This is a genomic window from Nonomuraea marmarensis (genome assembly GCF_043197025.1).
GTDB classification, from domain to species: Bacteria; Actinomycetota; Actinomycetes; order Streptosporangiales; family Streptosporangiaceae; genus Nonomuraea; species Nonomuraea marmarensis.
The window spans coordinates 86,429-111,071 of sequence record NZ_JBICRM010000012.1 but is presented as its reverse complement, the minus strand read 5'-3'; the positions used below and the strand labels follow the sequence as shown (position 1 = coordinate 111,071).

The 24,643-nt window shown below is 71.1% G+C and carries 14 protein-coding genes; 11 read left to right on the top strand and 3 right to left on the bottom strand.

Annotation, left to right across the window (positions count from 1 at the left end; translation table 11 throughout):
• Positions 1-29: 29 nt before the first annotated feature.
• The gene (gene pulA, locus ACFLIM_RS21410) at positions 30-2,636 is read right to left on the bottom strand and encodes a pullulanase-type alpha-1,6-glucosidase (protein WP_393168010.1); all 2,607 of its coding nucleotides are present in this window, start codon (positions 2,634-2,636) and stop codon (positions 30-32) included.
• A gap of 262 nt (positions 2,637-2,898) precedes the next feature.
• Here pulA and ACFLIM_RS21405 point away from each other — a divergent pair, with 262 nt between their 5' ends.
• Genes ACFLIM_RS21405 through ACFLIM_RS21390 form a run of 4 tightly spaced genes read left to right on the top strand, consistent with a single transcriptional unit; the run spans position 2,899 to position 8,360 of the window.
• Positions 2,899-4,176: an extracellular solute-binding protein gene (locus ACFLIM_RS21405; RefSeq protein ID WP_393168009.1), complete on the top strand. Its 1,278-nt coding sequence runs from the start codon at positions 2,899-2,901 to the stop codon at positions 4,174-4,176.
• A gap of 3 nt (positions 4,177-4,179) precedes the next feature.
• Positions 4,180-5,175: a carbohydrate ABC transporter permease gene (locus ACFLIM_RS21400; protein WP_393168007.1), complete on the top strand. Its 996-nt coding sequence runs from the start codon at positions 4,180-4,182 to the stop codon at positions 5,173-5,175.
• The gene (locus ACFLIM_RS21395) at positions 5,172-6,023 is read left to right on the top strand and encodes a sugar ABC transporter permease (protein WP_393168005.1); all 852 of its coding nucleotides are present in this window, start codon (positions 5,172-5,174) and stop codon (positions 6,021-6,023) included. Before ACFLIM_RS21400 ends, ACFLIM_RS21395 begins: the two co-directional genes overlap by 4 nt.
• A 48-nt stretch (positions 6,024-6,071) precedes the next feature.
• A complete protein-coding gene (locus ACFLIM_RS21390) occupies positions 6,072-8,360 on the top strand; it encodes a hypothetical protein (RefSeq protein WP_393168003.1) in 2,289 nt (762 codons plus the stop codon).
• Here the strand turns inward: ACFLIM_RS21390 and ACFLIM_RS21385 are convergent.
• Positions 8,280-9,470 (bottom strand): cytochrome P450, encoded by a 1,191-nt coding sequence (locus ACFLIM_RS21385; RefSeq protein ID WP_393168001.1) that lies wholly within the window; start codon positions 9,468-9,470, stop codon positions 8,280-8,282. The genes ACFLIM_RS21390 and ACFLIM_RS21385 overlap by 81 nt on opposite strands.
• A gap of 93 nt (positions 9,471-9,563) precedes the next feature.
• On the opposite strand from ACFLIM_RS21385, the gene ACFLIM_RS21380 reads away from it, so the two are divergent.
• The 3 genes from ACFLIM_RS21380 (at position 9,564) to ACFLIM_RS21370 (ending at position 17,032) form a co-directional block, all read left to right on the top strand.
• The gene (locus ACFLIM_RS21380; protein WP_393167999.1) at positions 9,564-12,956 is read left to right on the top strand and encodes a phosphodiester glycosidase family protein; all 3,393 of its coding nucleotides are present in this window, start codon (positions 9,564-9,566) and stop codon (positions 12,954-12,956) included.
• Between the two features lie 118 nt (positions 12,957-13,074).
• The gene (locus ACFLIM_RS21375) at positions 13,075-14,226 is read left to right on the top strand and encodes an amidohydrolase family protein (RefSeq protein WP_393167997.1); all 1,152 of its coding nucleotides are present in this window, start codon (positions 13,075-13,077) and stop codon (positions 14,224-14,226) included.
• A gap of 34 nt (positions 14,227-14,260) precedes the next feature.
• Positions 14,261-17,032, top strand: a complete 2,772-nt coding sequence (locus tag ACFLIM_RS21370) for a glycoside hydrolase family 2 TIM barrel-domain containing protein (protein WP_393167995.1) — start codon at positions 14,261-14,263, stop codon at positions 17,030-17,032.
• 43 nt (positions 17,033-17,075) lie between these two features.
• Here ACFLIM_RS21370 and tuf read toward each other — a convergent pair whose 3' ends face one another.
• Entirely contained in the window at positions 17,076-18,242 is a 1,167-nt protein-coding gene (gene tuf, locus ACFLIM_RS21365; RefSeq protein ID WP_393167993.1) for an elongation factor Tu, read from the bottom strand.
• Between the two features lie 361 nt (positions 18,243-18,603).
• On the opposite strand from tuf, the gene ACFLIM_RS21360 reads away from it, so the two are divergent.
• From ACFLIM_RS21360 to ACFLIM_RS21345, 4 genes are all read left to right on the top strand, one after another.
• Positions 18,604-19,689 carry a Fic family protein gene (locus ACFLIM_RS21360; protein ID WP_393167991.1) on the top strand — a complete coding sequence of 362 codons (1,086 nt, stop codon included), beginning with the start codon at positions 18,604-18,606 and terminating at the stop codon, positions 19,687-19,689.
• A 186-nt stretch (positions 19,690-19,875) separates the two neighbouring features.
• On the top strand, positions 19,876-21,729 hold the full coding sequence (locus ACFLIM_RS21355) for a S9 family peptidase (protein ID WP_393167989.1): 1,854 nt from the start codon (positions 19,876-19,878) through the stop codon (positions 21,727-21,729).
• Positions 21,693-23,006 (top strand): serine hydrolase domain-containing protein, encoded by a 1,314-nt coding sequence (locus ACFLIM_RS21350; RefSeq protein ID WP_393167987.1) that lies wholly within the window; start codon positions 21,693-21,695, stop codon positions 23,004-23,006. Before ACFLIM_RS21355 ends, ACFLIM_RS21350 begins: the two co-directional genes overlap by 37 nt.
• 20 nt (positions 23,007-23,026) lie before the next feature.
• Entirely contained in the window at positions 23,027-24,625 is a 1,599-nt protein-coding gene (locus ACFLIM_RS21345) for a PucR family transcriptional regulator (protein WP_393167986.1), read from the top strand.
• Positions 24,626-24,643 lie beyond the last annotated feature (18 nt).

Here is a 24,643-nt window from a genome sequence, read left to right as displayed (position 1 = left end):
GGGCGTCTTCCGTCTAATACGTTCCCCCGTCACGCCTGGACGAACACCGCGACCGTGCGCGCGGGAACCGTGAGGGTGCCGGTGGCCGGGTCGAACGACGCCTCCCGCACGACCGGATCGCCGGATTCGGCCTGTACGGGATGCAGCGAAACCGCCTGCCCCGCCAGCGACGGCAGCTCCTGCGGGTGGGCGGAAGGCGTCGCGTTGAACACGACCGTGACCGACTTCCAGCGCGGATCGAGGCCCGCCGTGTCCACGTGCATAGTGATCACACCCTCGGCCGAGCCGGGGAACGACAGTCGCCGCTGCACCTCCGCCAGCGATCCCAGCGCGAAGGCAGGGGAAGACGCCCTGATCCGCAGCAGCTCGCCGTACCGAGCCCGGCCGGCGTTGATCGCCGAGCAGTCGGGCCGCAGGGCGGGGTCGGCGAGCAGCGGCCTGGCGTACGGCCACTTGGCCTCGTTGTCCGCCCTGGGCGGCAGCCCGGCGCCGAAGCCGTTGCCCGCCGCGCAGTCCCACGACAACCGGTTGAACCAGTCGCCGGAGTCGTAGGAGTTGCGGTCGAACGACTTCGACCGCAGCCGCTCGCTGCCCGCGTGCACGAACGTCGTCCCCTGCGCCAGCACCGCCGTGGCCAGCGACAACACCTGCATGCGCACCCGGTCGGCCATCGGCGTCTCCTGCGGCAGCTTGTACGCCAGCGCGTCGAACAACGTCTCGTTGTCGTGCGCGTCCACGTACGTCACCGCCTCGCCGGGCGACGACGTGTACCCCGCGGGCGAGCCGTTGTAGTCGATCTCCGAGCCCTTCTGGCCGGACGGCAGCACGTAGTCGCGCAGGTTCCCGGTCAGCCCGACCTTGATCAGGTCCGTGTAGTACGCCAGCCGGGCCCGCTGCTGCTCGGCCGTGCCGTTGGCCGGGGCGCCGTTGGGCGCGCCCGCCAGGCCCGAGCCGAACCCCTGCACGCGGGGATCGTCGTCGAACGGGCTGCCGCCACGCACCGCGTCCCGCAGCCGGTCGGTGAACGTGCCGATGCCGGTCCCGGCCAGGTTCGCCTGCGTGGCCTGCTCGAACCGGGCGCCGTCGGCCACCTCGCCGAAGTTCCAGCCCTCGCCGTACAGGATGATCGACTTGCCGTCGACGCCGTCCTTCGCCACGGTCAGCTCGTCGAGGGCCTCGCGGACGGCGAGCAGGTTCGCCTTCGGGTGGTGGCCCATGAGGTCGAAGCGAAAACCGTCGATCTTGTACTGCTTCGCCCAGGTGACGACCGAGTCGACGACCAGCTTGCCCATCATGGTGTGCTCGGGCGCGGTGTTGGCGCAGCAGGTGGAGGTGGCCACGGTGCCGTCGTCGAGCAGCCGGTGGTAGTAGCCGGGCACGATCGGGTCGAGCACGCCGATGGAGTGCGTGTGGTTGTACACCACGTCCATGACGACCCGCAGCCCGGCCCGGTTCAGCGCGGCGACCAGGCCTCTGAACTCCCTGGTCCGGTTGTCCGGGTCCGTCGCGTAGGAGCCCTCGGGCACGGTGTAGTGCAGCGGGTCGTACCCCCAGTTGAAGGAGTCCGTCTCGGCCGTCCGCGCCACGCACTCCTGCTGCTGGTCGGAGTCGGGCGGCAGCGCGGCCAGGTCGCAGTCGGGCTCGGTCCTGTCCGACCTGCGCTCGGGGACCGTGGCGAAGTCGAACACCGGCAGCAGATGCACGTGCGTCAGCCCGTCCGCGGCCAGCGCCCGCAACTCCCGCATCCCGGCGGAGTCCGCGCCGAACGCCGCGTACGTGCCGCGCAGCCCGGCCGGCACAGTCGTGTCCGATGCGGAGAAGTCGCGCACGTGCAGCTCGTAGATCGACGCCCGATCCTGGGGCACGGCCGCGGGTTTGGCCGGCCGGTCCCAGCCGGGCGGCTTGAGCGCCGCGCGGTCCAGGTTCACGAGCCTGCTGCGCCCGCCGTCCGGGGTCACGGCCAGGCTGTACGGGTCCGTGACCTCGTTCGTGACGATCTCGCCTGCCGTGGGGGAGTAGACCGTGACCAGGAACGTGTACTGGCGGCCCAGCCACGTCGGCAGCCCGCGTACCGACCAGACGCCGGTCTCGTCGTCGCGCCGCATCTGGTGGACAACGGCCGCGGCGGACCCGTACAGGGCCAGCTCGACCTTTCGCGCGGTCGGCGCCCACAGCGACAGCTTCGGGATCAGCCGCCCGGTCGGGCCGAGCGTGGCGGTGGCGGCCTTGGCGTACACGTCGTCGAGCACGCCGGGGAGCTGCACGCCCGTCGCGGCCAGCAGCGACCCGTCGGTGTCCCGCTCCACGGCCACGATCTGGCCGCGCAGCGCCTGCCGCACCAGGTCGGCGTCGCGCGGGTCGACCTTCAGCGCGGTGTGGGAGGCCAGGTGCGGCCATGCGCGCCGCTGCTCGTCGCTCAGTGCCCCGGCCGCAAGCCGGATGATCCGCAGACTCCCGGTCAGATCGCCCTGGTCGCAGGCGATGTCGCCCTGCTCGCTGAAGGCGAGCGAGTGCCGCAGCGACGGCTCGACCTGCCAGGCCACCGTGTCGCGGTCGATCCAGTGGGCCCTGGCCTTGGTCAGGTCGGCGTCCGCACCCGAGGCCGCGGGCTCCGGCAGCAGGTGGTCGTCTCCCATGCGGATGATGTAACTCAGGCTCTTCGCCCCCTCGGCCGGACACGGCCGCCGGTGCCCGACGGCCGCACGGGGGAGGCCCGATCCGTCCCCCGCCGTCGTCGTTCCCGCCTCAGCGGCGGTAATGCGGACGACGGCGTTCTCAGCGCTTGCAACCTTTCTGAAATTTCTTGCAGAAACCTTACGCTCCCATCTATCCGTGAGCGTCACGTCGGCGTAACCTCCGGCGTACTCCGACCTCGGACCCAGCCGTGAGGAGAAGGACATGCGACGACTTTTACCGGCCGTGGCGGCGCTCACCCTGACGATCTCCGCCTGTGGCGGCGGCGGTGGGACCGCGAGCCCGGCCCCTTCCGTTTCCGATCCGCTGAAGATCACTGGCGAGGTGACGTGGTGGGACACGACCCGTCCGGACAGTGAGGGGCCGACGTTCCAGGCGTTGATCAAGGAATTTGAGGGGAAATATCCGGGGATCAAGGTCAAATATGTGAATGTGCCGTCCGACCAGGCGCAGAACCAGTTCCAGACGGCGGCGCAGGCCGGGTCGGGAGCGCCGGACGTGATCCGGTCCGAGGTGGCGTGGACGTCGCAGTTCGCGTCGCTGGGCTATCTGCAGCCGCTGGACGGCGGCCGCGCGGTGGATCAGCCGGACGACTTCCTGGCCGGGCCGCTGTCCAGCACCAAGTACAACGGCAAGACCTACGCCGTGCCGCAGGTGACCGACACGCTCGCGTTGATCTACAACAAGCGGCTGTTGAAGGAGGCCGGTCACGAGCAGCCGCCCACGACGATCGCCGAGCTGAAGCAGACCGCCCTCGACGTCAAGGCCAAGACCGGTGCCGCCGGGCTCGCGCTGAACGTCGACTCCTACTTCCTGCTGCCCTTCATGTACGGCGAGGGCGGCGACCTGCTGGACGTGGCGAACAAGAAGATCGTCGTCAACTCGCCGGCCAACGTGAAGGCCATCCAGACCGTGGCCGACCTGATCAGCTCCGGCGCCGCGCCCAAGCCCGCCACGACGGAGAGCTACGCCAACGCGATGACCGCCCTGAAGGAGGGCAAGGCGGCGATGATCTACAACGGGCCGTGGGCGCTCTCGGAGATCTACCAGGGCAAGGAGTTCAAGGACAAGGCCAACCTGGGCATCGCCCCGGTCCCGGCGGGCTCGGTCAAGGCCGCGGCACCGACCGGCGGCTGGAACCTGGCGATCTACGCGGGCTCGAAGAACATCCCGGCGGCGTACGAGTTCGTCAGGTTCATGACCACGGCCGAGGCGCAGGCGAAGATCGCCAAGGAGATCAGCCTGTTGCCCACCCGCACCTCCGCCTACGCCAACGCGGACGTGCAGGGCAACGCCGACGTGGCGGTGTTCAAGCCGATCATGGACACGGCCGTGCCCCGGCCGTGGATCCCGGAGGGCGGGCAGTTGTTCCAGCCGCTGCTGGAGGGCTACCAGTCGCTCGTCGGCGGCGAGTCCGCACCCGCTGACATGCTCAAGAAGGTCGACGAGCAGTACCGCGGGATCATGAAGGACTGGAGCTGACCGGTGGCGGTCTCCACCGGACGCGCGAGGGCCGCGGGCCAGACCGCCCGCGGCCGGAGCCGCCGCCACGACAGGCCGGGACGGTTGCGCCGCGCGCTGTCCACCCACTGGTACGCGTGGGCGATGATCGCGCCGGTGGTGGTCGTGATGCTGGTGCTGATCGGCTGGCCGCTGGCGCGCGGGGTGTACCTGTCGCTGACGGACGCGACCGAGGCCAACATCGGCCGCACCATCGGGGTGAACGTCATCCCGGCCACCTACGAGTTCGTCGGTCTGGACAACTACCTGCGGATCCTGACCAGCAGCCTGTTCTGGGACAAGCTGCTCTGGACCGTCGTCTGGACGGTCGTCTGCGTGGGCCTGCACTACGGGATCGGGCTCGGCCTGGCCGTGATGCTCAACCGCAGGCTCCGCCTCCGCTCGCTCTACCGGGTGCTGCTGATCCTGCCCTGGGCCGTCCCCGCGTTCGTGGCGGCGTTCATCTGGCGCTACCTCTACAACAGCGACTACGGCGTGATCAACGGCTTTCTGAAGATGGCCGGGCTGTCCGGGGTGGGCTGGCTGGACGACCCCACCACGGCGAAGATCGCGGTGATCGCGGTGAACGTGTGGATCGGCGTGCCGTTCATGATGATCGCCATGCTCGGCGGCCTGCAGTCCATCCCGGCCGAGCTGTACGAGGCGGCCGAGGTGGACGGGGCGAGCGCCTGGCAGCGGTTCAGGGCGATCACGCTGCCCGGGCTCCGGCAGGTGTCCTCCACGGTGATCCTGCTGGGCACGATCTGGACGTTCAACATGTTCCCCATCATCTTCCTGGTCACCCGGGGCGGGCCGGGCAGCGAGACCGAGATCCTGGTCACCTACGCCTTCCGCGAGGCCTTCACCGGCATCCGCGACTACGCGGGTTCGGCGGCCTGGGGCGTGATCATCCTGCTCATGCTGGTGGTGCTGGCCATCGGCTATCGCCGCACGTTGCGTAGTCAAGGAGGCCCCTGGTGACCACGACGGCGCGGGCGCGTGGTGAGCGCGGCCCGCTGGCCTCGATCGGCCTGCACGCCGGGCTGCTCATCGCGGTGGCCATCTCGCTGTTCCCGGTCGTGTGGCTGGTGCTGACCTCGCTCAAGCCGCGCGACGGCTGGTTGTCGACCGAGCTGCGGCTCTTCGACAACTCCTCGCTCGACAACTACACCCGGGTGCTGACCGGCACCGAGTTCCCGCAATGGCTGCTCAACAGCGTGCTGACGGCCGGGCTGACCATGGTGCTCGGGGTGTTCCTGGCGGCCAGCACCGGCTACGCGGTCAGCCGGTTCCGCTTCCCCGGCCATCGCGGGGTGATGTGGCTGCTGCTGATCACCCAGATGTTCCCGGTCGCCATCCTCATCGTGCCGCTCTACAACCTGATGGCCGGGCTGGGGCTGCTGAACCAGATCCCCGGCCTGGTGATCGCGTACATGACGATCGCGGTGCCGTTCTGCGCCTGGATGATGAAGAGCTACTTCGACACCGTGCCGATCGAGATCGACCAGGCCGGGATGGTGGACGGGCTGACCCCGTTCGGCACGTTCTGGCGGGTCGTGCTCCCGCTCGCCCGGCCGGGGATCGCGGTCACCGCGTTCTACTGCTTCATGACCGCCTGGGGCGAGGTCGGCTACGCCACCGTGTTCATGTCCCAGGAGGACAAGCGCACCCTGGGCGTCGGGTTGCAGCAGTTCATCGGCCAGCACTGGTCGGACTGGGGCCTGATGACCGCCTCCGCCGTCCTCATCGCGCTCCCGGCGGGGGCGGTGTTCCTGCTGGTCCAGCGGCACCTCGTCACCGGCCTCACCGCGGGCGCCACGAAGTCGTAACGGATCAATCACTGTACGTGACCGTCCCTGTCGCAGGATCCTGGTGACATGGACGGATTCCTCGACGAGACCTGCGCAGGCGTGACGGAGCTACGCGTGCACGGCGTCTCCGGCACCCCGCCGCAGGGCATCCTGAACCACCCCCACCCCCGGCTCGTCGCGGGCGACGGCACCACCGGGTTCTACCGGCGCTGGTGGGCGGACGGCGAACCTGCGGGCGAGCACGCGGACGTGCCGGGCGCCCGCCACCGGGAGGCGTACGCGTGGGGCGGCCTCACCTCAGGCGGCAGGACGATCGCGCTGTGGTTGCTCCTGCTGCCGTTCTCGCTGGCCAACCTGTCGTACTTCATGCTGCCCAGGCCGGCCGGCGGGACCCGGCTGCGGCACGTGACGGAGGCGGCGCAGCGGCTGTTCGCGCTGCTGCTCACCGGGACGCTCGTCGGCGCCGTCACCAGGGCCGGCGTCGATCTCGTCGGCTGGCAGTGCACGGCCGCGGGCCGGGCGTGCACGCAGGACACGGCGCCCGCCTGGGTGCAGTGGATGGGCGCGCTGTGGGGGAACGAGCCGTCGAAGCGGCTGGCGGTCACCGCTCTGGTTCCGCTGGCGGTCGTCGTCCTGCTGTGGTGGATCGCGCGGCGTACCTGGCACCGGGACGAGCGCACGGTGGTGCCGCCCGGCGGCGCCGGGGGTGCCGGTCCGTTGCTGGCGCAGGCCCGGTTGTGGCACGGCGGCGCGCCGGTGTGGCGGTTGCGGGTGGTGCACGTCTGCTTCTCGATCGCCTCGATCGGCCTGGCCGTGTCCGCGCCGTTCGCGGGCACCCCGCGCGGCCTGGCGCTGACCGTGGCCAACGCGGGCGTCGAGGTCGCCGCCGCGGTCCTGGTGGTGTTGCCGTGGATCGCCAGGCGGCTGGACCCGCACTCCGGCGCGTCCGTGCCCGGGTGGCTCACGGCGGCGTGCCGGGTGTTGCGGATTACCGCGCCGGTGGTCTTCGCGGCCACGATCGGGCTGGCGCTGGCCGGGCTGCCGCCGGGCGCCACCAGTCGCCGGCTTCCCGGCGTCGGAATTGGAGCGTTCCAGTTCGCGCTCACCATCGCGCTTGGGGTGTTCATCCTGGTCGCCACCTGCGTGCTCGCCCGCATGGACCGTCCGGCCGAGCGGCCGGCGATGGGCGGGATCGCCGCTTGGTTCGTGCTGATGGTGGCCGCGGGCAGCGCGAACGTGCTGGCGCTCGGCGTGCTGTTCTGGACCGCCACGTTCTTCGGTGTGCCCGGCACCTCCGCCGCGCCGGAGCCGCTCGACCGGAAGTTGTTCCTGGACGATCCGGTCTGGTGGACGGCGGCCCTCGTGCCGCTGCTGGCGGGCGGGTTCCTCGCCGTCGCGCTCGTCCTTTACCTGATTCGCAGGAGGGAGGCGGGCAGGCTCGCGCCGGAGCTGAGGCCGTACTACGGCGAGCACTCGGCCGTGGTCGCGGGGAAGTGGGCGCTGGCCTCGCTCACCGACCGGGCCGGGCTGGTGCTCGGGGTGCTCACCGGGATCGGGGTGGCCGGGTTCGCCGCGGTGACGGTGATCTACCAGCTCCGGCTGTTCACCCCGGACGGAGGGGTCGCGGGGCTGCTCGCCTCGGTCGGGAGCTGGGCCATGACGGCGATCGTGGTGGGTCTGGTGCTGCTCGGCCGCCGCACGTACGGCGACTTGAGGTTGCGCAGGACGATCGGCATCGTGTGGGACGTCTGCACCTTCTGGCCCCGGGCCATCCACCCGCTGGCGCCGCCCTGCTACACCGAACGGGTCGTCCCCGAGCTGATCGGCCGCGTCGGCCGGCTCGCCAGGACCGAACACGACGAGGTCGTCGTCTCCGGGCACAGCCAGGGGAGCGTCATCGCCGCCGCCCTGGTGGTGCAGCTCAGGCCCGAGCTGCGGGGGCGCGTCCGGCTGCTCACCCACGGGTCGCCGCTGCGCCGCCTGTACGCCGCCTTCTTCCCCGCCTACTTCGGCGCCGACGGCCTGGCCGCCGTGCGTGCCGCCGTGCCCTGGTACAACCTCTACCGGCTGAGCGACCCCATCGGCGGGCCCGTGTTCGGTCGCGTCGACCCGCTCGTCTCCGAGCCGGTTGGCAAGGACGCGGTGGACCGGTTCTGCTGGGATCCGCTCCGGCCCGGGCCTGGTGAGCCGCTGCCGGCGGCTCGGTGGCATTCGGACTACTGGCTCGACCCCCCGTACGACGAGGCGCTGGCGCGGCTGATCACCGTCAAGCGGTCACCAGGCCAGGAAGAGCTGCTCGGGGGCGCGGTGGATGAGCGTGGCCGTCATGGGGACGTCCTCACCGGCGAGGCGTAGCCCGGGCAGCTCGCGCACCAGCAGCTCCAGCGTGATCCTGAGCTGCTCGCGAGCCAGCAGCGCGCCCGGGCAGCCGTGTAAGCCGTGCCCGAACGACAGGTGCCGCACCGGCTCCCGCGCGATGTCGAACTCGTCCGCCCGCTCGAACACCGCCGCGTCCCGCCCCGCCGACCCGAACGACACGAACACCCTGTCGCCCTCGCCCAACTGCGTGCCGCTCAGCTCCAGCGGCCTGGTGACCGTGCGCCGGAACCCCTGCACCGGCGCCTCGTACCTGGCCGCCTCCTCGACCGCCGCCGGGATCAGCTCGGGCCGCGCGCACAGCAGCTCCCACTGGCGGCGGTCGCGCAGCAGATGGTGCACGGCGGTGCCGAGCAGCGCGGTCGTGGTCAGGTGCCCGGCGAGCATGAGGTTGTGCAGATTCGAGGTGATCTCGTCGCGCTGCCCGGCCGTCGGCTCGCCCGGACCGGGGGCCAGGCCGCGCGACAACTCGCCGGCCAGGTTGTCGTCGGTCCTGGAGCCGGCGGCGTGCGCGTCCATCAGCCGCCGCACCGCCGCCACCTCGTGGGCCGCGGCGATCTGGTCCTCCTCGGGCATCGGCGTGAACAGCAGCTCCTCGGCCTGATGTCCCGCCCGGACCACGCCGGGCACGTCGGCCGGGTCGAGGCCGAGCAGGTGCCCGATCACCGCGGCGGGCAGCGGCCTGGCGTACCCGGACATCCACTCCACCCGGCCCGCCTTCGCGAACGAGGCCACGAGGTCGCCCGCCGTAGAAGTGACGAACGGGAGCGCGGCGCTCACCCGGGCGGGCGACAGGCCGCGGGTGAGCGGTCTGCGGTACCGCGCGTGGGCCGGGCCGTCCGTGCTCAGCACCACCGGGGCGCCGCCGGGCGCGCCCGCCAGCTCGGCGAACACGCGCGGGCCGGGGATCACGTCCGGCTGCAGCGCGCCCTTGGAGGAGAAGTCGTCAGGGCGCCCCAGCACCTCGCGCACGTCGGCGTGCCGGGCCACCAGCCAGGCCCCCAGCTCCTCGGCGAAGGTCAGGCCGGGGGCGGCGCGAGCCCTGGCGTAGACGGGATACGGGTCGCGGTAGAACGCTTCTCGATCCACGCGTCCCATCCTAATCACCGGCAAGATCTGAAATTATCTTTTAGTTCACTCCCAAGTCTTGAAAGTTATATCCACGGGCGATTGAGTTCGGTCGTGCAGACCCTCAGAATGCTGACCGCCGCCGCGCTCCTGTTAGGTCCCATGGCCCTGACAGCCGCGCCCGCGCAGGCGGACCCCGCACCTCCCGCAGAGGACGCGCTCGAGGCGTCGTCCTATCCGCCGCCGTCCACCCTGCTCGCCCAGGACGCCGGGCAGAAGCTGGAGACGGCCGAGAAGACCCGGCCGGTGGCGCCGGGGATCTCGCTGACCTCGTTCGACACCTATGACGCGCTCGGCTGGTTACGCGCCGACGCCGTCACCGCCGACCTCGGCGGCGCGAAGGCCGACTACGTGTTCTCCGGCGAGGTGTCCAAGACCGAGCCGCTGTCCGGCCCCGCCAAGCGCTCCCACGCCGTCGCGGCCGTGAACGGCGACTTCTTCGACATCAACAACTCCGGCGCCGCCGAGGGCATCGGCGTGCAGAACGGCTCACTGGTGCAGTCGCCCGTCGCCGGGCACGAGAACGCCGTCGCGGTCACCGGTGACGGCGTCGGGCGCGTGCTCAAGATGTACTTCGAGGGCACCGCCACGCCGTCCGGCGGCTCGCCGATCGCGCTCACCCAGTTCAACCAGATCATCCAGGGCGGCGGCGTCGGGCTGTTCACGCCGCTGTGGGGCTCCTACAACCGGGCCCGCGCCGTCGAGGGCGCCACGTCCGTCGCCGAGGTCGTCCTGGTCAACGGGGTGGTCTCCGAGGTACGTACGTCCGCCGGCACCGGCCCCATCCCCGCCGGGACCACGATCCTGCTCGGCCGGGACGCCGGAGCCGGCAAGGTGTCCGCCTTGAAGGTCGGCGACCGCGTTGACGTGAAATATCAGCCCAAGTCATCGGATGGCAGCACGGTCAAGGCAGCCGTCGGGGGCAACTGGGTGCTGGTCAAGGACGGCGCCGTGCAGAACTCCACCGACCCCGCCGCGCACCCGCGTACCGCCGTCGGGTTCTCCGCCGACGGCAGGAAGATGTACCTGCTGACCGTGGACGGCCGCCAGGCCGACAGCCGCGGCGTCACGCTCAACGAGCTGGCCGGCATGATGGTCGAGCTCGGCGCCGCGAACGCGCTCAACCTCGACGGCGGTGGCTCCTCCACCATGCTGGCCCGCGAACCGGGCGCCGAAGACGTCCGGGTGGAGAACAGCCCCTCCGACGGCGGCGAGCGCCACGTCCCCAACGGCCTGGCCCTCTACGCGCCGGAAGGCAGCGGCAGGCTCAAGGGCTACTGGTTGGAGACCGCGAGCGACCCCGCCAAGGCCCCCGGGGTCGGGCCCGTCGCCGGTGGCCGCCCCGAACGCGTCTTCCCCGGCCTCACCAGGCGGCTGACCGCCGCCGGGTACGACGAGACGTACGGCCCCGCGGCCGGCACGCCGTCCTGGCGGGCGAACCCGGCGGTGCACGGCGTCATCCGGGACGGGAGATTCCATGCCCTGGTGCCCGGCCAGACCACTGTCACCGCCTCCCGGGGCAGTGCCAAGGGCACCCTCGATCTGACCGTCCTGCAGCCCCTCCAGCAGCTCGGCACCACCGCCGACCGGCTCGGGATGGCGGGAGTGGACGGGGTCGCGACGTTCGGCGTGGTCGGCTACGACCGCAACGGTAACTCCGCGCCCATCGAGCCCGCCGACCTCACGCTGGACTACGACAAGAGCCTGTTCGAGGTGACCGCCGCCGAGCAGGGCTACTTCACCGTCAAGGCCAGGAAGGCCACCGGGTCCGGGCTGATCACCGCCAAGGTCGGCAAGATCGGCACGGCCGTGCCGGTGACTGTCGGGATGGAGGACAAGCCGGTCGCCGACTTCGAGGACGCGGCCAAGTGGACGTTCGCCGCCGCCCGCGCCACCGGCTCGTTGTCGGCCGCGCCCGGGCAGAGCGGGGGCGGGCTCAAGCTGTCGTACGACTTCACCACCTCGACCGCCACCCGGGCCGCATACGCCAGCCCGCCGCAGCAGATCGTGGTGGACGGGCAGCCGCAGGCGTTCGGGCTCTGGATCAACTCCACGGGCAAGGGGGAGTGGCCGAGCCTGGAGTTCTACGACGCGCTCGGGCAGTCGCAGATCCTGCGCGGGCCGTACATGACGTGGACCGGCTGGAAGTACGTCGAGTTCGCCGTGCCCGCCGGCGTCAACTACCCGCTCAAGCTGCGGCGGTTCTACGTGGCCGAGACCAAGGCCGACGCGAGCTACACCAACGAGATCCTCATCGACGGCCTGGTCGCCAAGGTGCCGCCGTCGGTCTCCGCGCCCCCGGCGGCCAAGGTCGCCGATCCGGTGGTCAAGGCGGAGGTGTCGAAGATGCCGTGGCGGTTCGCGGTCATGTCGGACGCGCAGTTCGTGGCCAGGCAGCCGGACAGCGACCTGGTCAAGAACGCCCGCCGCACGCTGCGGGAGATCAAGGCCGCCAAGCCGGACTTCCTGGTGATCAACGGTGACCTGGTGGACGAGGCGTCGCCGGAGGACTTCGCGCTGGCCAAGCGCATCCTCGACGAGGAACTCGGCGGAACGCTGAAATATCACTACATTCCCGGCAACCATGAGGTCATGGGCGGCCAGATCGACAACTTCAAGGCCGTCTTCGGCGACACGTATGGGACTTTCGATCACAAGGGCACCCGGTTCATCACCCTGGACACCTCGCGCCTGAACCTCAGGGGCGGCGGCTACGACCAGGTGGCCATGTTGCGGTCGGAGCTGGACAAGGCGGCCAAGGACGCGTCGGTCGGCTCGGTCGCGGTGCTGTTCCACGTGCCGCCGCGCGACCCGACGCCCGGCAAGGGCAGCCAGCTCGGGGACCGCAAGGAGGCGGCGCTCGTGGAGGGCTGGCTGGCCGACTTCCAGCGCACCACCGGCAAGGGGGCCGCCTACATCGGGGCGCACGTGGGGACGTTCCACGCCTCGCACGTGGACGCGGTGCCGTACTTCATCAACGGCAACTCCGGCAAGAACCCCGCCACGGCGCCGGACGACGGCGGGTTCACCGGCTGGTCGTTGTGGGGCGTGGACCCGGTGTCGAAGACCGAGGCCGAGCACGTCAGGCGGAACTGGTTCGCCGACGCGCCGGACTGGGTCGGCACGCAGGTGCGCCCGCACGTGGACGACCTCACGCTCACCGTGCCCGCCACGGTCGGCGCCGGCTCGCCGGCCACGGTGACGGCCTCGGTCAAGCAGGGCGGCAGGACGGTGCCGGCCGCGTACCCGGTCTCGGTGACGTGGTCGGGCTCCCCGAACCTGCACATCGGCACCCGCCAGACGGCCAAGCCGCGGGACGTCGCCGTGCTCGACCCGGCGACGGGCACGCTGACGGCGCTGCGCGAGGGCCGGGTGACGGTCGCCGTCACGGTCAGCGGCGTCACGAAGCAGGCAGTGGTGGCGACCACCGCCAAGGCCGCCGCCTGACCTTCCGGGCCTCACGGGACGATGATCGTCTCGTGAGGCCTGTCCGGTTTGGGGGTGTTCCTCGTACCGGGTGCCGGGTACGAGATCGTGGTGGGAGTCGACCGGGGGAGGATGTCCGTTGTCCATTGAGCTCGATCTCGTGCCCACCGGACTCGTCCGCGCCATCGAAGAGCTGCCGCTGGTCGACCACCACGTGCACGGGGCCTCGACGCGGGACCTGTCGCGCAAGGCCTTCGAGGAGATGATCACCGAGTCCGACCGGCCGGTGCCCGAGTGGATGACCCAGTTCGACTCCCAGGTGGGGTACGCCATCCTGCGCCACTGCGCGCCCGTGCTCGGGCTGGAGCCGTACTGCACTCCCGAGGAATACCTGGCCAGGCGGGCCAGGATCGGCACGGACGAGGTCAACCGGCTGCTGCTCGGCGCGGCCGGCATCGGGCACTTCCTGGTCGAGACCGGGTACAGGGGCGATGAGCTGCTCGGGCCCTCCGGGATGGCGGAGGCCACCGGGGTGCCCGCCGACGAGGTGGTGCGGCTGGAGGCGGTGGCCGAGCAGGTCGCCGCCGCCGGGTGCGCCGCCGGGGCGTTCGCCGACCGGTTCACGGAGGCGCTGTGGGAGCGCAGCCGCTCGGCGCGTGGGCTCAAGAGCATCGCCGCCTACCGGTACGGCCTCGACTTCGACCCGGCGCCGCCATCGCGCGAGGAGGTCACGGAGGCGGCCGGGCGCTGGTTCTCCGCCGGCGGCTTCCGGCTGGACGATCCGGTGTTGCTGCGGCACCTGATCTGGACCGGTCTCGAGCGGGGGCTGCCCCTGCAGTTCCACATCGGGTACGGCGACCCGGACGTGGACCTGCGCCGGTCGGATCCGCTGCTGCTGCGCGGGCTGATCGAACTGGCCGAGCCGACCGGGGTGCCGCTGCTGTTGCTGCACTGCTATCCGTACCAGCGGCAGGCCGGGTTCCTCGCGCACGCGTACCCGAACGTGTACTTCGACGTGGGGCTGGGCGTGAACTACGCGGGGGCGCGCAGCGTGGCGCTGGTGGGGGAGAGCCTGGAGGTGGCGCCGTTCGCCAAGATCCTCTTCTCGTCCGACGCCTGGGGGGCGGCCGAGCTGCACTACCTGGGGGCGCATCTGTGGCGGCGGGCGATGGAACGTGTCCTGGGCGGCTTCGTGGCCGACGGGGAGTGGTCGGTCGGGCAGGCGGTGCGAGTGGTCTCGATGGTGGGCGCCGAGAACGCGCGCCGCGTCTACGAGCTGGGGGCGGGCTGACGAAGACCGGCTCGAACGCCTAGGCTCGGCAGCGATGGATCTCGAAACTTTCACCCCCGGTTCGGGCCGACTCGAACCCCGGGCAGCTCTCCGCTCCGACGCGCCCACCCTCGACCTCAACGGGACGTGGCGCTTCCGCCTCTCACCCACCGCGAACATCCCCGACGACTTCGCCCGGCCGGACTTCGACGACGCTGACTGGGACGACCTCCCGGTCCCGTCCCACTGGCCGCTGCACGGCCACGGCGCCCTCGCCTACACCAACGTCTCCTTCCCGTTCCCCATCGACCCGCCCCACGTGCCCGACGAGAACCCGACGGGCGACTACCGGCGCGCGTTCGACCTGCCGGCGGGCTGGACGGGCGGCAGGTTGCGGTTCGAGGGCGTGGACTCCTTCGCCACGGTCTGGCTGAACGGCCACGAGCTCGGCTTCTCCACCGGCAGCAGGCTGGCCGTCGAGTTCGACGCCGGGCCGTGGCTCAGGCCGGGACGCAACGTGCTCGCCGTGCGCGTGCACCAGTGGTCGGCCGCTAGCTACCTGGAAGACCAGGACATGTGGTGGCTGCCCGGCATCTTCCGCGACGTCACGCTCACCCGCTCCACCGCCGACGTCTTCGTGCACGCTTCCTACGCGGACGGGCGCGGCACGCTGAGCTTCGATGGGCCCGGCCGGCTGAGCGTCCCCGAGCTCGGCGTCGCCGACCTCGAGCCCGGCGCCGAGGTCACGGTCGAGATCACGCCGTGGACCGCTGAGACGCCGCGTCTCTACGACGCGATCGTGACATTCCCCGAAGAGTCGGTACGGCTCCGCGTCGGCTTCCGCACGATCTCCATCGCGGACGGCGTGCTCCTGGCCAACGGCCGCCCGCTCCTGCTCAAGGGCGTGAACCGGCACGAGTTCCACCCCGAGCACGGCCGCGCGGTCCCGTACGAGACGATGCGCGCGGACGTGCTGCTGATGAAGCGGCACAACGTCAACGCCGTCAGGACCAGCCACTACCCGCCCCACCCCGACTTCCTGGACCTGTGCGACGAGCTGGGCCTGTGGGTGATCGACGAGTGCGACCTGGAGACGCACGGCTTCGGCCAGGTCGGCTGGCGGGCCAACCCCACCGACGACCCGCGCTACGCCGACGCCCTGCTCGACCGCATGCGCCGCATGGTCGAACGCGACAAGAACCACCCCAGTGTCATCATGTGGTCGCTCGGCAACGAGGCCGGAGTCGGCCGGAACCTGGCCGTCATGGCGGGCTGGGCCCGCGAGCGCGACCCCTCCCGCCCGCTGCACTACGAGGGCGACTGGTCGTGCGCGCACACGGACGTCTATTCGCGCATGTACGCCTCCCACGCCGAGGTCGAGGCCATCGGCCGGCTCGCCGAGGACCCGCTCGACGACCTGGAGCTGGACGCGCGGCGGCGGGCGATGCCGTTCCTGCAGTGCGAGTACGCCCACGCCATGGGCAACGGGCCCGGCGGGCTGGCCGAGTACCAGGAGTTGTTCGAACGGTATCCCCGGCTGGCCGGCGGGTTCGTCTGGGAGTGGATCGACCACGGACTGGCGCATCCCGTCTTCGGGTACGCGTACGGGGGCGACTACGGCGAGTCCGTCCACGACGGGAATTTCGTGATCGACGGGCTCGTGTTCCCCGACCGGACCCCTTCGCCCGGGCTGCTGGATCTGAAGAAGGTGTTCGAGCCGGTCAAGTTCGAGTTCGGGGACGGGGTCGTGCGGGTCGTCAACTGCCACGACTTCGCGGACCTGTCCCACCTGGAGTTCCATGCCTCGGTGGAAGGCTCCGCCGAGCGCCGGCTGGAGGTGCCCGCCCGGGGCGGCGAGGTCAAGTTGCCCGACGTGCCCGCCGGGACCGGCGAGCAGTGGGTCACCGTGCGGGCCGTGCTGGCCGGCGACCAGCCGTGGGCCGGGGCTGGGCACGAGGTGGCGTGGGGGCAGACGCTCCTGACGCCGCCGCCGTCCCGCTCCGATGAGGCCGCGGCTGGGGCTTGGAGTGCAGGGCTCGTGGCGGGCGGTGGCGAGATCGCCGCCGGGGACTCGGCCTTCGACGCTGAGACCGGACGGCTCGTGCGGCTGTTCGGGCTGGAGGTCGAAGGACCCCGGCTCGACCTGTGGCGGGCGCCGACCGACAACGACAGGTACGGCGGGCTCGAAGAAAAGTGGCGCGCGCTCGGCCTGCACCGGCTCACCCACCGGGTGGACGCCGTCGAGCTCGGCGACGCGCTGACCGTCCGGACCCGGGTCGCGCCCGCGGCCACCGACCTCGGGATGCGGGCGACGTACCGGTGGACGTTCGACGGTGGGTTGCGGCTGGTGGTGGACATCGAGCCCGAGGGCGACTGGCGGGACCCGATCCCGAGGCTCGGTCTCACGATGTCTCTGCCCCTTGTGGTCGATCGGGTCACCTGGTTCGGGCTGGGGCCGGGGGAGGCGTACCCGGACACGGGCCTGGCCGCCCGAGTGGGCCGGTGGTCGGCCACGATCGAGGAGCTGCAGACGCCGTACGTGTATCCGCAGGAGAACGGACACCGGGCCGAGGTGCGGTGGGCCTCGTTCGGGGCGTTCAAGGTGTCGGGGGAGCCCGTCTTCGGGATGACGGCGCGGCCCTGGAGCATCGACGAGCTGACCGCCGCCCGGCACCGGCCCGACCTGGTGGCGGGAGATCGGGTGCACCTCCATCTGGACCTCGCCCACCAGGGCATCGGCACCGCCAGCTGCGGGCCGGGGGCGTTGCCGGACTACGAGCTGCGGGCGCATCGAGCGACGTTCAGCCTCCGATTCGACCCCGCCTGACAGAGGCCGGGCCCCGCGTGTCACGGGGCCCGGCCTCACCGGATCAATCGGGCACGGTCAGGATCGTGCCCGCGCCGACCGTCAGCCCGCCCTCGCGGATCGCGAAGCCGAGCCCGGGCTCGAGCGCGACCGCCTTGCCCAGCTCGACCGTCACCTCCACCGTGTCACCCGGCCGGGCGGGCTCGTCGAGCATGAGCTCACCGGGCACGTCGGTCGTGCGCAGGTAGAACTGCGGCCGGTACCCGGACGCGATCGGCCTGCGCCGCCCGCCCTCCTCCGCGGTCAGGAGGTAGACGCGGGCGGTGAACGACCTGCGGGCCCGCTGGCTGCCCGGCTCGGCCAGCACCATGCCCCGCCGTACCTGCTCGCGGCGCACCCCGCGCAGCAGCACGGCGGCGTTGTCACCGGCCTCGCCCCGCTCCATCGTCTTGCCGAACGTCTCCACGCCCGTCACGACGGCGCTGAACGCGTCGCCGAACCCGACCGCCTCCACCGTGTCGCCGACCCGCACTGTGCCGCGCTCGATGGCGCCGGTGACGACCGTGCCGCGGCCGGTGACCGTCAGCACGTTCTCGACCGGCATCAGGAACGGCGCGTCCACGTACCGGACCGGTACGGGGATGTGCTCGTCGACCGCCTGGAGCAGCGCCTCCACGGACGCCGTCCAGACCGGGTCGCCCTCCAGCGCCCGCAGCCCGGACACCCGGACCATCGGCACGTCGCGGTAGCCGTGCTCGGCCAGCAGGTCCTGCAGCTCCAGCTCGACCAGGTCGGTCAGCTCGGGGTCGGCCCCGTCGGCCTTGTTGACGGCCACGACCAGGTGCTCGACGCCGACCCGCTTGGCGAGCAGCACGTGCTCCCTGGTCTGCGGCATGATCCCGTCCTGCGCGGACACGACCAGGATCGCGCCGTCGAGCTGCGCCGCCCCCGTGATCATGTTCTTCACGTAGTCGGCGTGACCCGGCATGTCCACGTGGGCGTAGTGCCGGGTGGCGGTCTCGTACTCGACGTGCGAGATGTTGATCGTGATCCCCCTGGAGGCCTCCTCCGGGGTCCGGTCGATCCGCTCGAACGGCGTGTACGTGGCCTGCCCCCGCTGGGCGAGCACCTTGGTGATGGCCGCGGTCAAGGTGGTCTTACCGTGATCGACATGCCCCATGGTGCCGATGTTGAGATGCGGCTTGTTCCGTACGTAGGCCTGCTTGGCCATGGTTCCTTCCCTTTGACGCCTGGTCGTTTCGTGACCCGTCAGGGCCGTCAACCTCCCCCCGCCGGGTCACTTCAGGACTTACGGGAAGAGGTCAGCGCTCCAGGCCGTCGCAGGCACGCCCGAACGCACCCGGCACGGCGGGTGTGATGTGGCGAGCGCGCAGGAACATGAGGAACATAGTGCGGTGATCAGCACGGGGAGGCAACAGAATATTCCTTGAGAGCCGAGGGGTGCAGGTAGGCCCGGACCGACCCACCGGTTACCCATCGGCGAGGTTGATCATCTGGGCAATCGACGTAATAACGACACTTTAACAGCAAGTTATTTGCCATTTATCAGCTCGAACACGTATCGTGGAAGGATGTTCTCGCCGACGTTCACGATCACCCCCTCGGTCGCCACGGCCCTCATGGCCATCGAGGGTGATCGCCAAGCGATCATGGAGCTGCCGATCAACGTCGAGGTGCTGGCCGGCCTCCGCCGCACGGCCCGGCTCGTGGCGACGCACTACTCCACTCAGATCGAAGGCAATCGCCTCACCCAGGCACAGGTGGAGGAGGCTCTCCAAGGCGCCCACTTCCCCGGACGAGAACGCGATGAGGCAGAGGTGCGAAACTACTATGGGGCGCTTGAGCGAGTGGAGTCGCTGGCCACGGCGAAAGGTCCGATCGATGAGCTCGAACTGTGCCGCGTTCACGGTCTGGTCATGAACGGCAAGGCGGCATCCTCCCCCTACCGGCCAGGGCAGAATGTTATTCGCGACGCTGCCACCGGGGGCATCGTGTACATGCCGCCGGAGGCACACGATGTCCCGGAGCTCATGGTGGAGCTGTTCGAGTGGCTCAACCGGCAACTGGCCGGCCGGGAGCTGCCTGTCCCGATCGTCGCGGCCATCACCCACTACCAGTACGCGACGATCCATCCCTACGATGACGGCAACGGCCGTACGGCACGGCTGCTGACCACCCTCGTCCTCCATCGGGCCGGGTACGGGCTGAAGGGAATCTACTCACTCGACGAGCACTACGCCCGCAACCTTCACGCGTATTACACGGCACTCACGGTCGGACCATCACACAACTACTACATGGGCCGGGCCGAGGCGGACATCACCGGCTTTGTCGATTTTTTCTGCCAAAGCATGGCAGATGCCCTGGGGGCAGTCCGCTCCCGCGCCGCCGACGTCCAGGCGCGCACCCCAAGTCGTGACGACTCAGTAGCCCTCAGGCGGCTCGATCCGCGCCGCCGCCGCCTCCTGGAATTCTTCCGTGATCATGGGACGGCCACCACCGTCGAGATGGCGGCCTATCTCTCCCTCAGCCCTCGCACCATGACAGGACTGGCCAGGAAGTGGGTTGAAGACGGCTTCCTTGAGATCCACGATCCGTCGCGCAAGGGCCGGTCCTACCGGTTGAGCCCAACCTATGATCACCTGATCAACCAGTAGCACGAGCGTGCCTCTACGCCGGCTGCGGTGCCTGGCGGCCGGGACGTGTGGGAGCGCTCGTTCGCGGGGTGAAGTCTGTCAGCGTGCCGCGTTCGCTGCCCGGCTTGGTGGCGGCGCACAATGCGGGCGGCGTCGTTTGTCGAGTGGGCCGAAGATGGCCGGGTTGTGCTGGCTTACGGTTCGGGTATGACGCGTCTCTCCCCGGATGATCTCTACCGCTTCGCCGTACCCTCCGATCCCCGGCTGCGTCCCGACGGTGGCGCGGTCGCGTACACGCTCACCACCCCCGATCGGGACGCCGACGAGAACCGCACGGAGGTCTGGCTCGCCGCACCCGGCGCGCCGCCGCGCCGCCTGGCTCAGGGGAGCGCGGCTCGGTGGGCGCCGGATGGGCGGACGCTGGCGTTCGTGCGGCCGGTGGACGGTAAGCCGCAGATCCACCTGCTGCCCATGGACGGCGGCGAGCCGTCCGCGCTCACCTCGGCGCCGCTCGGCGCGGGTGCGCCCGTGTGGTCGCCGGACGGAGCCCGGATCGCCTTCAGCGGTCCGGGAGGGAGCGCGCCGGATCCGCACGCGCCCGTCGTGGCCGAGAGCCTCGAATACAAGGCAGACGGTACGGGGCTGCTGCGTGGCCTGACCACCCACCTGTTCGTCGTGGACGTCGCCTCCGGGGAGACGGTCCAGGTCACGGAGGGCGATTTCCACGCGGGGGAGCCGTCGTGGTCGCCGGACGGGGCGCGGCTGGCGTTCGTGGCGGGCATGGAACCCGACCGAGACCTGGAGGTGGGCGGCGCGGTCTACACCGTGGGCGCTGGCGAAGGCGGTGCGCCCGAGCGGCTGACCGATCCCGAGCTCATCTGTGCCGGAGTGTGGTGGCTCGGTGAGCGGCTGGTGGTCGCCGGGTTGAAAGGGGAGCCGGTCGGGCACGTCCGCCTGTTCACGCTCGGCCCCGGCGGACCGGCCGAGGTGGAGACGGGGCTCGATCGCAACGTCATGACCGGCCACCCCGGCTACCCCGGTGCCACCCCCGCGCTGCTGGGCGACGACCTGCTGTTCTGCGTCCGCGACCGCGGGTCCACGCACCTCTACCGCGCTCCCGCCGAGAGGCTCGTCCCGGAGGAGGTGAGCGTGTCGGGGGTGAGTGTGGGGGCCGGGCGGATCGCGTACGTGGCCGCGACCCCGCACAGCGCCGGAGACGTCTACCTGATCGACAATGTAAAGGACGTCACCCGCCTCACCGACTACGCGCTCGACGGTGTGGAGCTGTTCACGCCCAGCCGCCGTACCTTCACCGCCCCCGACGGCACCCAGGTGGAGGGCTTCATCCTGCGCGACGAAGCAGCCACCACCCCAGGCCCGCTGCTCCTGGACATCCACGGCGGCCCGCACAACGCCTGGGCGCCGGTCCTCGACGGCTTCCACCTCTACCATCAGGCCCTGGCCGCCCGCGGCTGGACCATCCTCACCCTCAACCCCCGCGCCAGCGACGGCTACGGCGAGGCGTTCTACACCGCGGCCGTCGGCGCCTGGGGACTGGCCGACATGCAGGACTTCCTCGCCGCCGTCGACGACCTGGTGGCGGAGAACGTGGCCGACCCCGACCGGCTGGCCGTCACCGGCTACAGCTACGGCGGCTACATGACGTGCTGGCTGACGGCGAACACCGACAGGTTCAAGGCGGCGGTCCCGGGCGGCTGCGTGAGCGACCTGACCAGCATGGCCGGCACCTCCGACATGGGCTACCACCTCAAGACGCACGAATGCGCCGGAGACCTCGCCGCCCAGTCCCCGATCACGAACGTCGGCCAGGTCGCCACCCCCACCCTCATCCTCCACGGCGAGAACGACGACCGCTGCCCGATAAGCCAGGCCGAGCAATGGTTCGGCGCGCTGCGCGAGCGGCGGGTGCCCGTCCGGCTGGTGCGCTACCCCGGCGCCAGCCACCTGTTCATCCTGAACGGCCTGCCCTCACATCGGTACGACTACAACGAAAGGATCATCGCGTGGCTGGAGCAATGGGTCAGCGACTCCCCGAACTGATCGCCGAGTACGAGGTGCCGGGCGCCGCGGTGGCGTACCTGCACCAGGGGGAGCTGCACGAGTTCGCGGCGGGCACCCTCAACAGCGGCACTGGCGTCGAGGCGACTCCCGACGCGCTCTACCAGATCGGCTCGGTCACCAAGGTGTGGACCGCCACCCTGCTCATGCTGCAGATCGAGCAGGGCAGGCTCACACTCGACACCACGGTGGCCGAGGTGCTGCCGGAGTTCAAGGTGGCCGATGCGGAGGTCAGCAAGACGGTCACGATCAGGCACCTCCTCTCCCACACCAGCGGCATCGACGGCGACCTCTTCCTGGACACCGGGCGTGGCGACGACTGCGTGGAGCAGTACGTGGCGGCCTGCGCCGACCTGATCCAGAACCACCCCATCGGCGTCACCCAGTCCTACTGCAACTCCGGGTTCGTCATCGCGGGCCGCGTCGTGGAGCGGCTGACCGGCCGGCGCTGGGACGACGCGCTGCGCGAGCAGATCGCCGAGCCGCTCGGCCTCACCCACACCTGGACCCTGCCCGAGGACGTGCTGCGCTTCCGCGCCGCGATCGGCCACGCCGACGGCAAGCCCGTCCCGCAGTGGGGTCTCATGCGCTCGATGGGACCGGCCGGGCTGATCTGCGCCAGGCCCGCCGACGTCGTCGCGTTCGCCCGTGCTCACCTGGAGGGCGGCCTGCTCGACGAGCCGCGCGCCATGTGGGAGCCGCAGGTCGACATCCCGAACCCGTACGCCCTGGGCAAGCAGTGGGGGATCGGCTGGATCCTCGACGAATGGGACGGCCACCGCGTCATCTCCCACGGCGGCAACACCATCGGCCAGCACGCCATGCTCTGGGCCGTGCCCGGCACCGGCACCATCGTCTGCGTCACCGCCAACGGCGGCCACAGCGGCGCCTTCACGCGGGCCGTGGCCAGGGAGCTGTTCGCGGAGCTGGACGGCCTGACCGTGCCGCCCCTGCTGGGCCCGCCGGAGACGCCCGTCGAGGTGGACACCGAGCGCTTCACCGGCGTCTACGAGCGGGCGGGCGCCCGGCTGACGGTGTCGATCCGCGACGGGGAGCCCTGGTTGCGGCACGAGGCCACCGGGCCGCTGGCCCACATGCTGCCGGAGCCGGAGGAGTGCGTGCTCGTGCCGGTGGACGAGGTCACGTTCGTGTGCAGGATGGCCGGCTCGCCGGACTGGACGTCCGCCGTGTTCTACGTGCTGCCCGACGGCTCCCCGTACGTGCACCTCGGCGCCCGGGCCACCCCCAAAACCGGCTGAAAGTGGATTATCGTGACCCGATGAGGAACCGCCCGCGCGCCAGCCTCGCGCGGATCCTCCAGGACCTCGGGACCACGGTGATCGACGTGGCCGCCTCCCCCGGCGACCTCGACACCGAGGTCACCGGCGTGCACATCTACGACCCTCTCGACGAGCTGATCGTCCCGGCCGGCGGGATCCTGCTCGCGGTGGGAGTGCAGGGCGCGGACGGCATCCGCGCCCTGCTCGGGCGGGTGCCGGGGGCCGCGGGCGTCGTCGTCAAACTGCCGGTGGACGTGGACGAATGCGTGCGCGCCACCGTGCTGGAAACCGGCGTGGCGGTGCTCGGCCTCACCAGGGGTGCCTCCTGGGCCCAGGTGGCCGCGCTGCTGCGGTCCCTGCTGGCCGAAGGCGACCTGGCCGAGCCCGGGCAGGAGCCGCAGGGCGACCTGTTCTCGCTGGCGAACGCCATCTGCGCGCTCCTCGACGCGCCCGTCACGATCGAGGACAGGTCCTCGCGGGTGCTGGCGTACTCCGGGCGGCAGGAGGATGCCGACCAGGGCCGGATCGAGACCGTGCTCGGCCGCCAGGTCCCCGAGCACTACCTGCGCATGCAGGAGGAGCAGGGCGTCTTCAAACGGCTCTACCAGAGCTACGAGCCCATCTACATGGAGCTCGACGACGACACCGTCATCAACCGGGCCGCCGTCGCCGTGCGCGCCGGGGACGAGATCCTCGGCTCCATCTGGGCGGCCGTGCACGAGCCGCTCAGCGCGCAGCGGCAGCGCGCGCTCGCCGACGCCGCCAAGATCGTCGCGTTGCGGCTGCTGCGTGAGCGGGCCGGGGCCGACACCCAGCGGCGGCTGCGCGCCGACCTGCTGTCCACCGTGCTGGCGGGCGGCGCGGACGCGGCCGAGGCGGCCGAACGGCTCGGCATCGCGACCACCCGCCTGTGCGTGCTCGCGGCCCAGCTCGCCGACGCGCCCGCCGGCGTCTCGGCCGCCGACCCGGCCCGCGGCGAGAGCGACCGGCAACGCTTCTGCGACGCGCTCGCGCTGCACGTCGGCGCCATCCATCCCAAGGCCGCCGCCGCGCTCGTCGGCTCCGTCGCGTACGCGGTGCTGCCCCTGCACTCCGGCGGTGAGGAGGAGGCGCGGGCCGTGCGCGTGGCCGAGAGCTTCCTGGCCAGGGTCGGGCCCCGGCACGCCGCCAACATCGGCGTGGGCCGCCTGGCGCTCAGCCTCGCCCAGGTCGCCCGGTCGCGAGCCGACGCCGACCGGGCGCTGCGCGTCCTGCGCGGCCGCGGCACCACCGGCCAGGTCGCCGGATACGCCGCCGTGCACTTCGAGTCGCTGCTGCTCCAGGTCGCCGACGTGGCCGCCGCGGAGGAGCAGGCGCCCACCGGCCCCTACCAGCGGCTGCTCGACCACGACGCCGAGCACGGCACCGAGCTGGCGGTCACGTTGCGGGCGTATCTGGACGCGTTCGGGGACGTGGGCATCGCCTCGGCCCGGGTGCACGTTCACCCGAACACCTTCCGCTACCGGCTCAAACGCCTCGTCGAGATCAGCGGCCTCGACCTGTCCGATCCGGATGCCCGGCTCACGGCGATGTTGCAGATGCGGATCTTCGGCCGGTAGCACGAGCCGCCCCCGGTT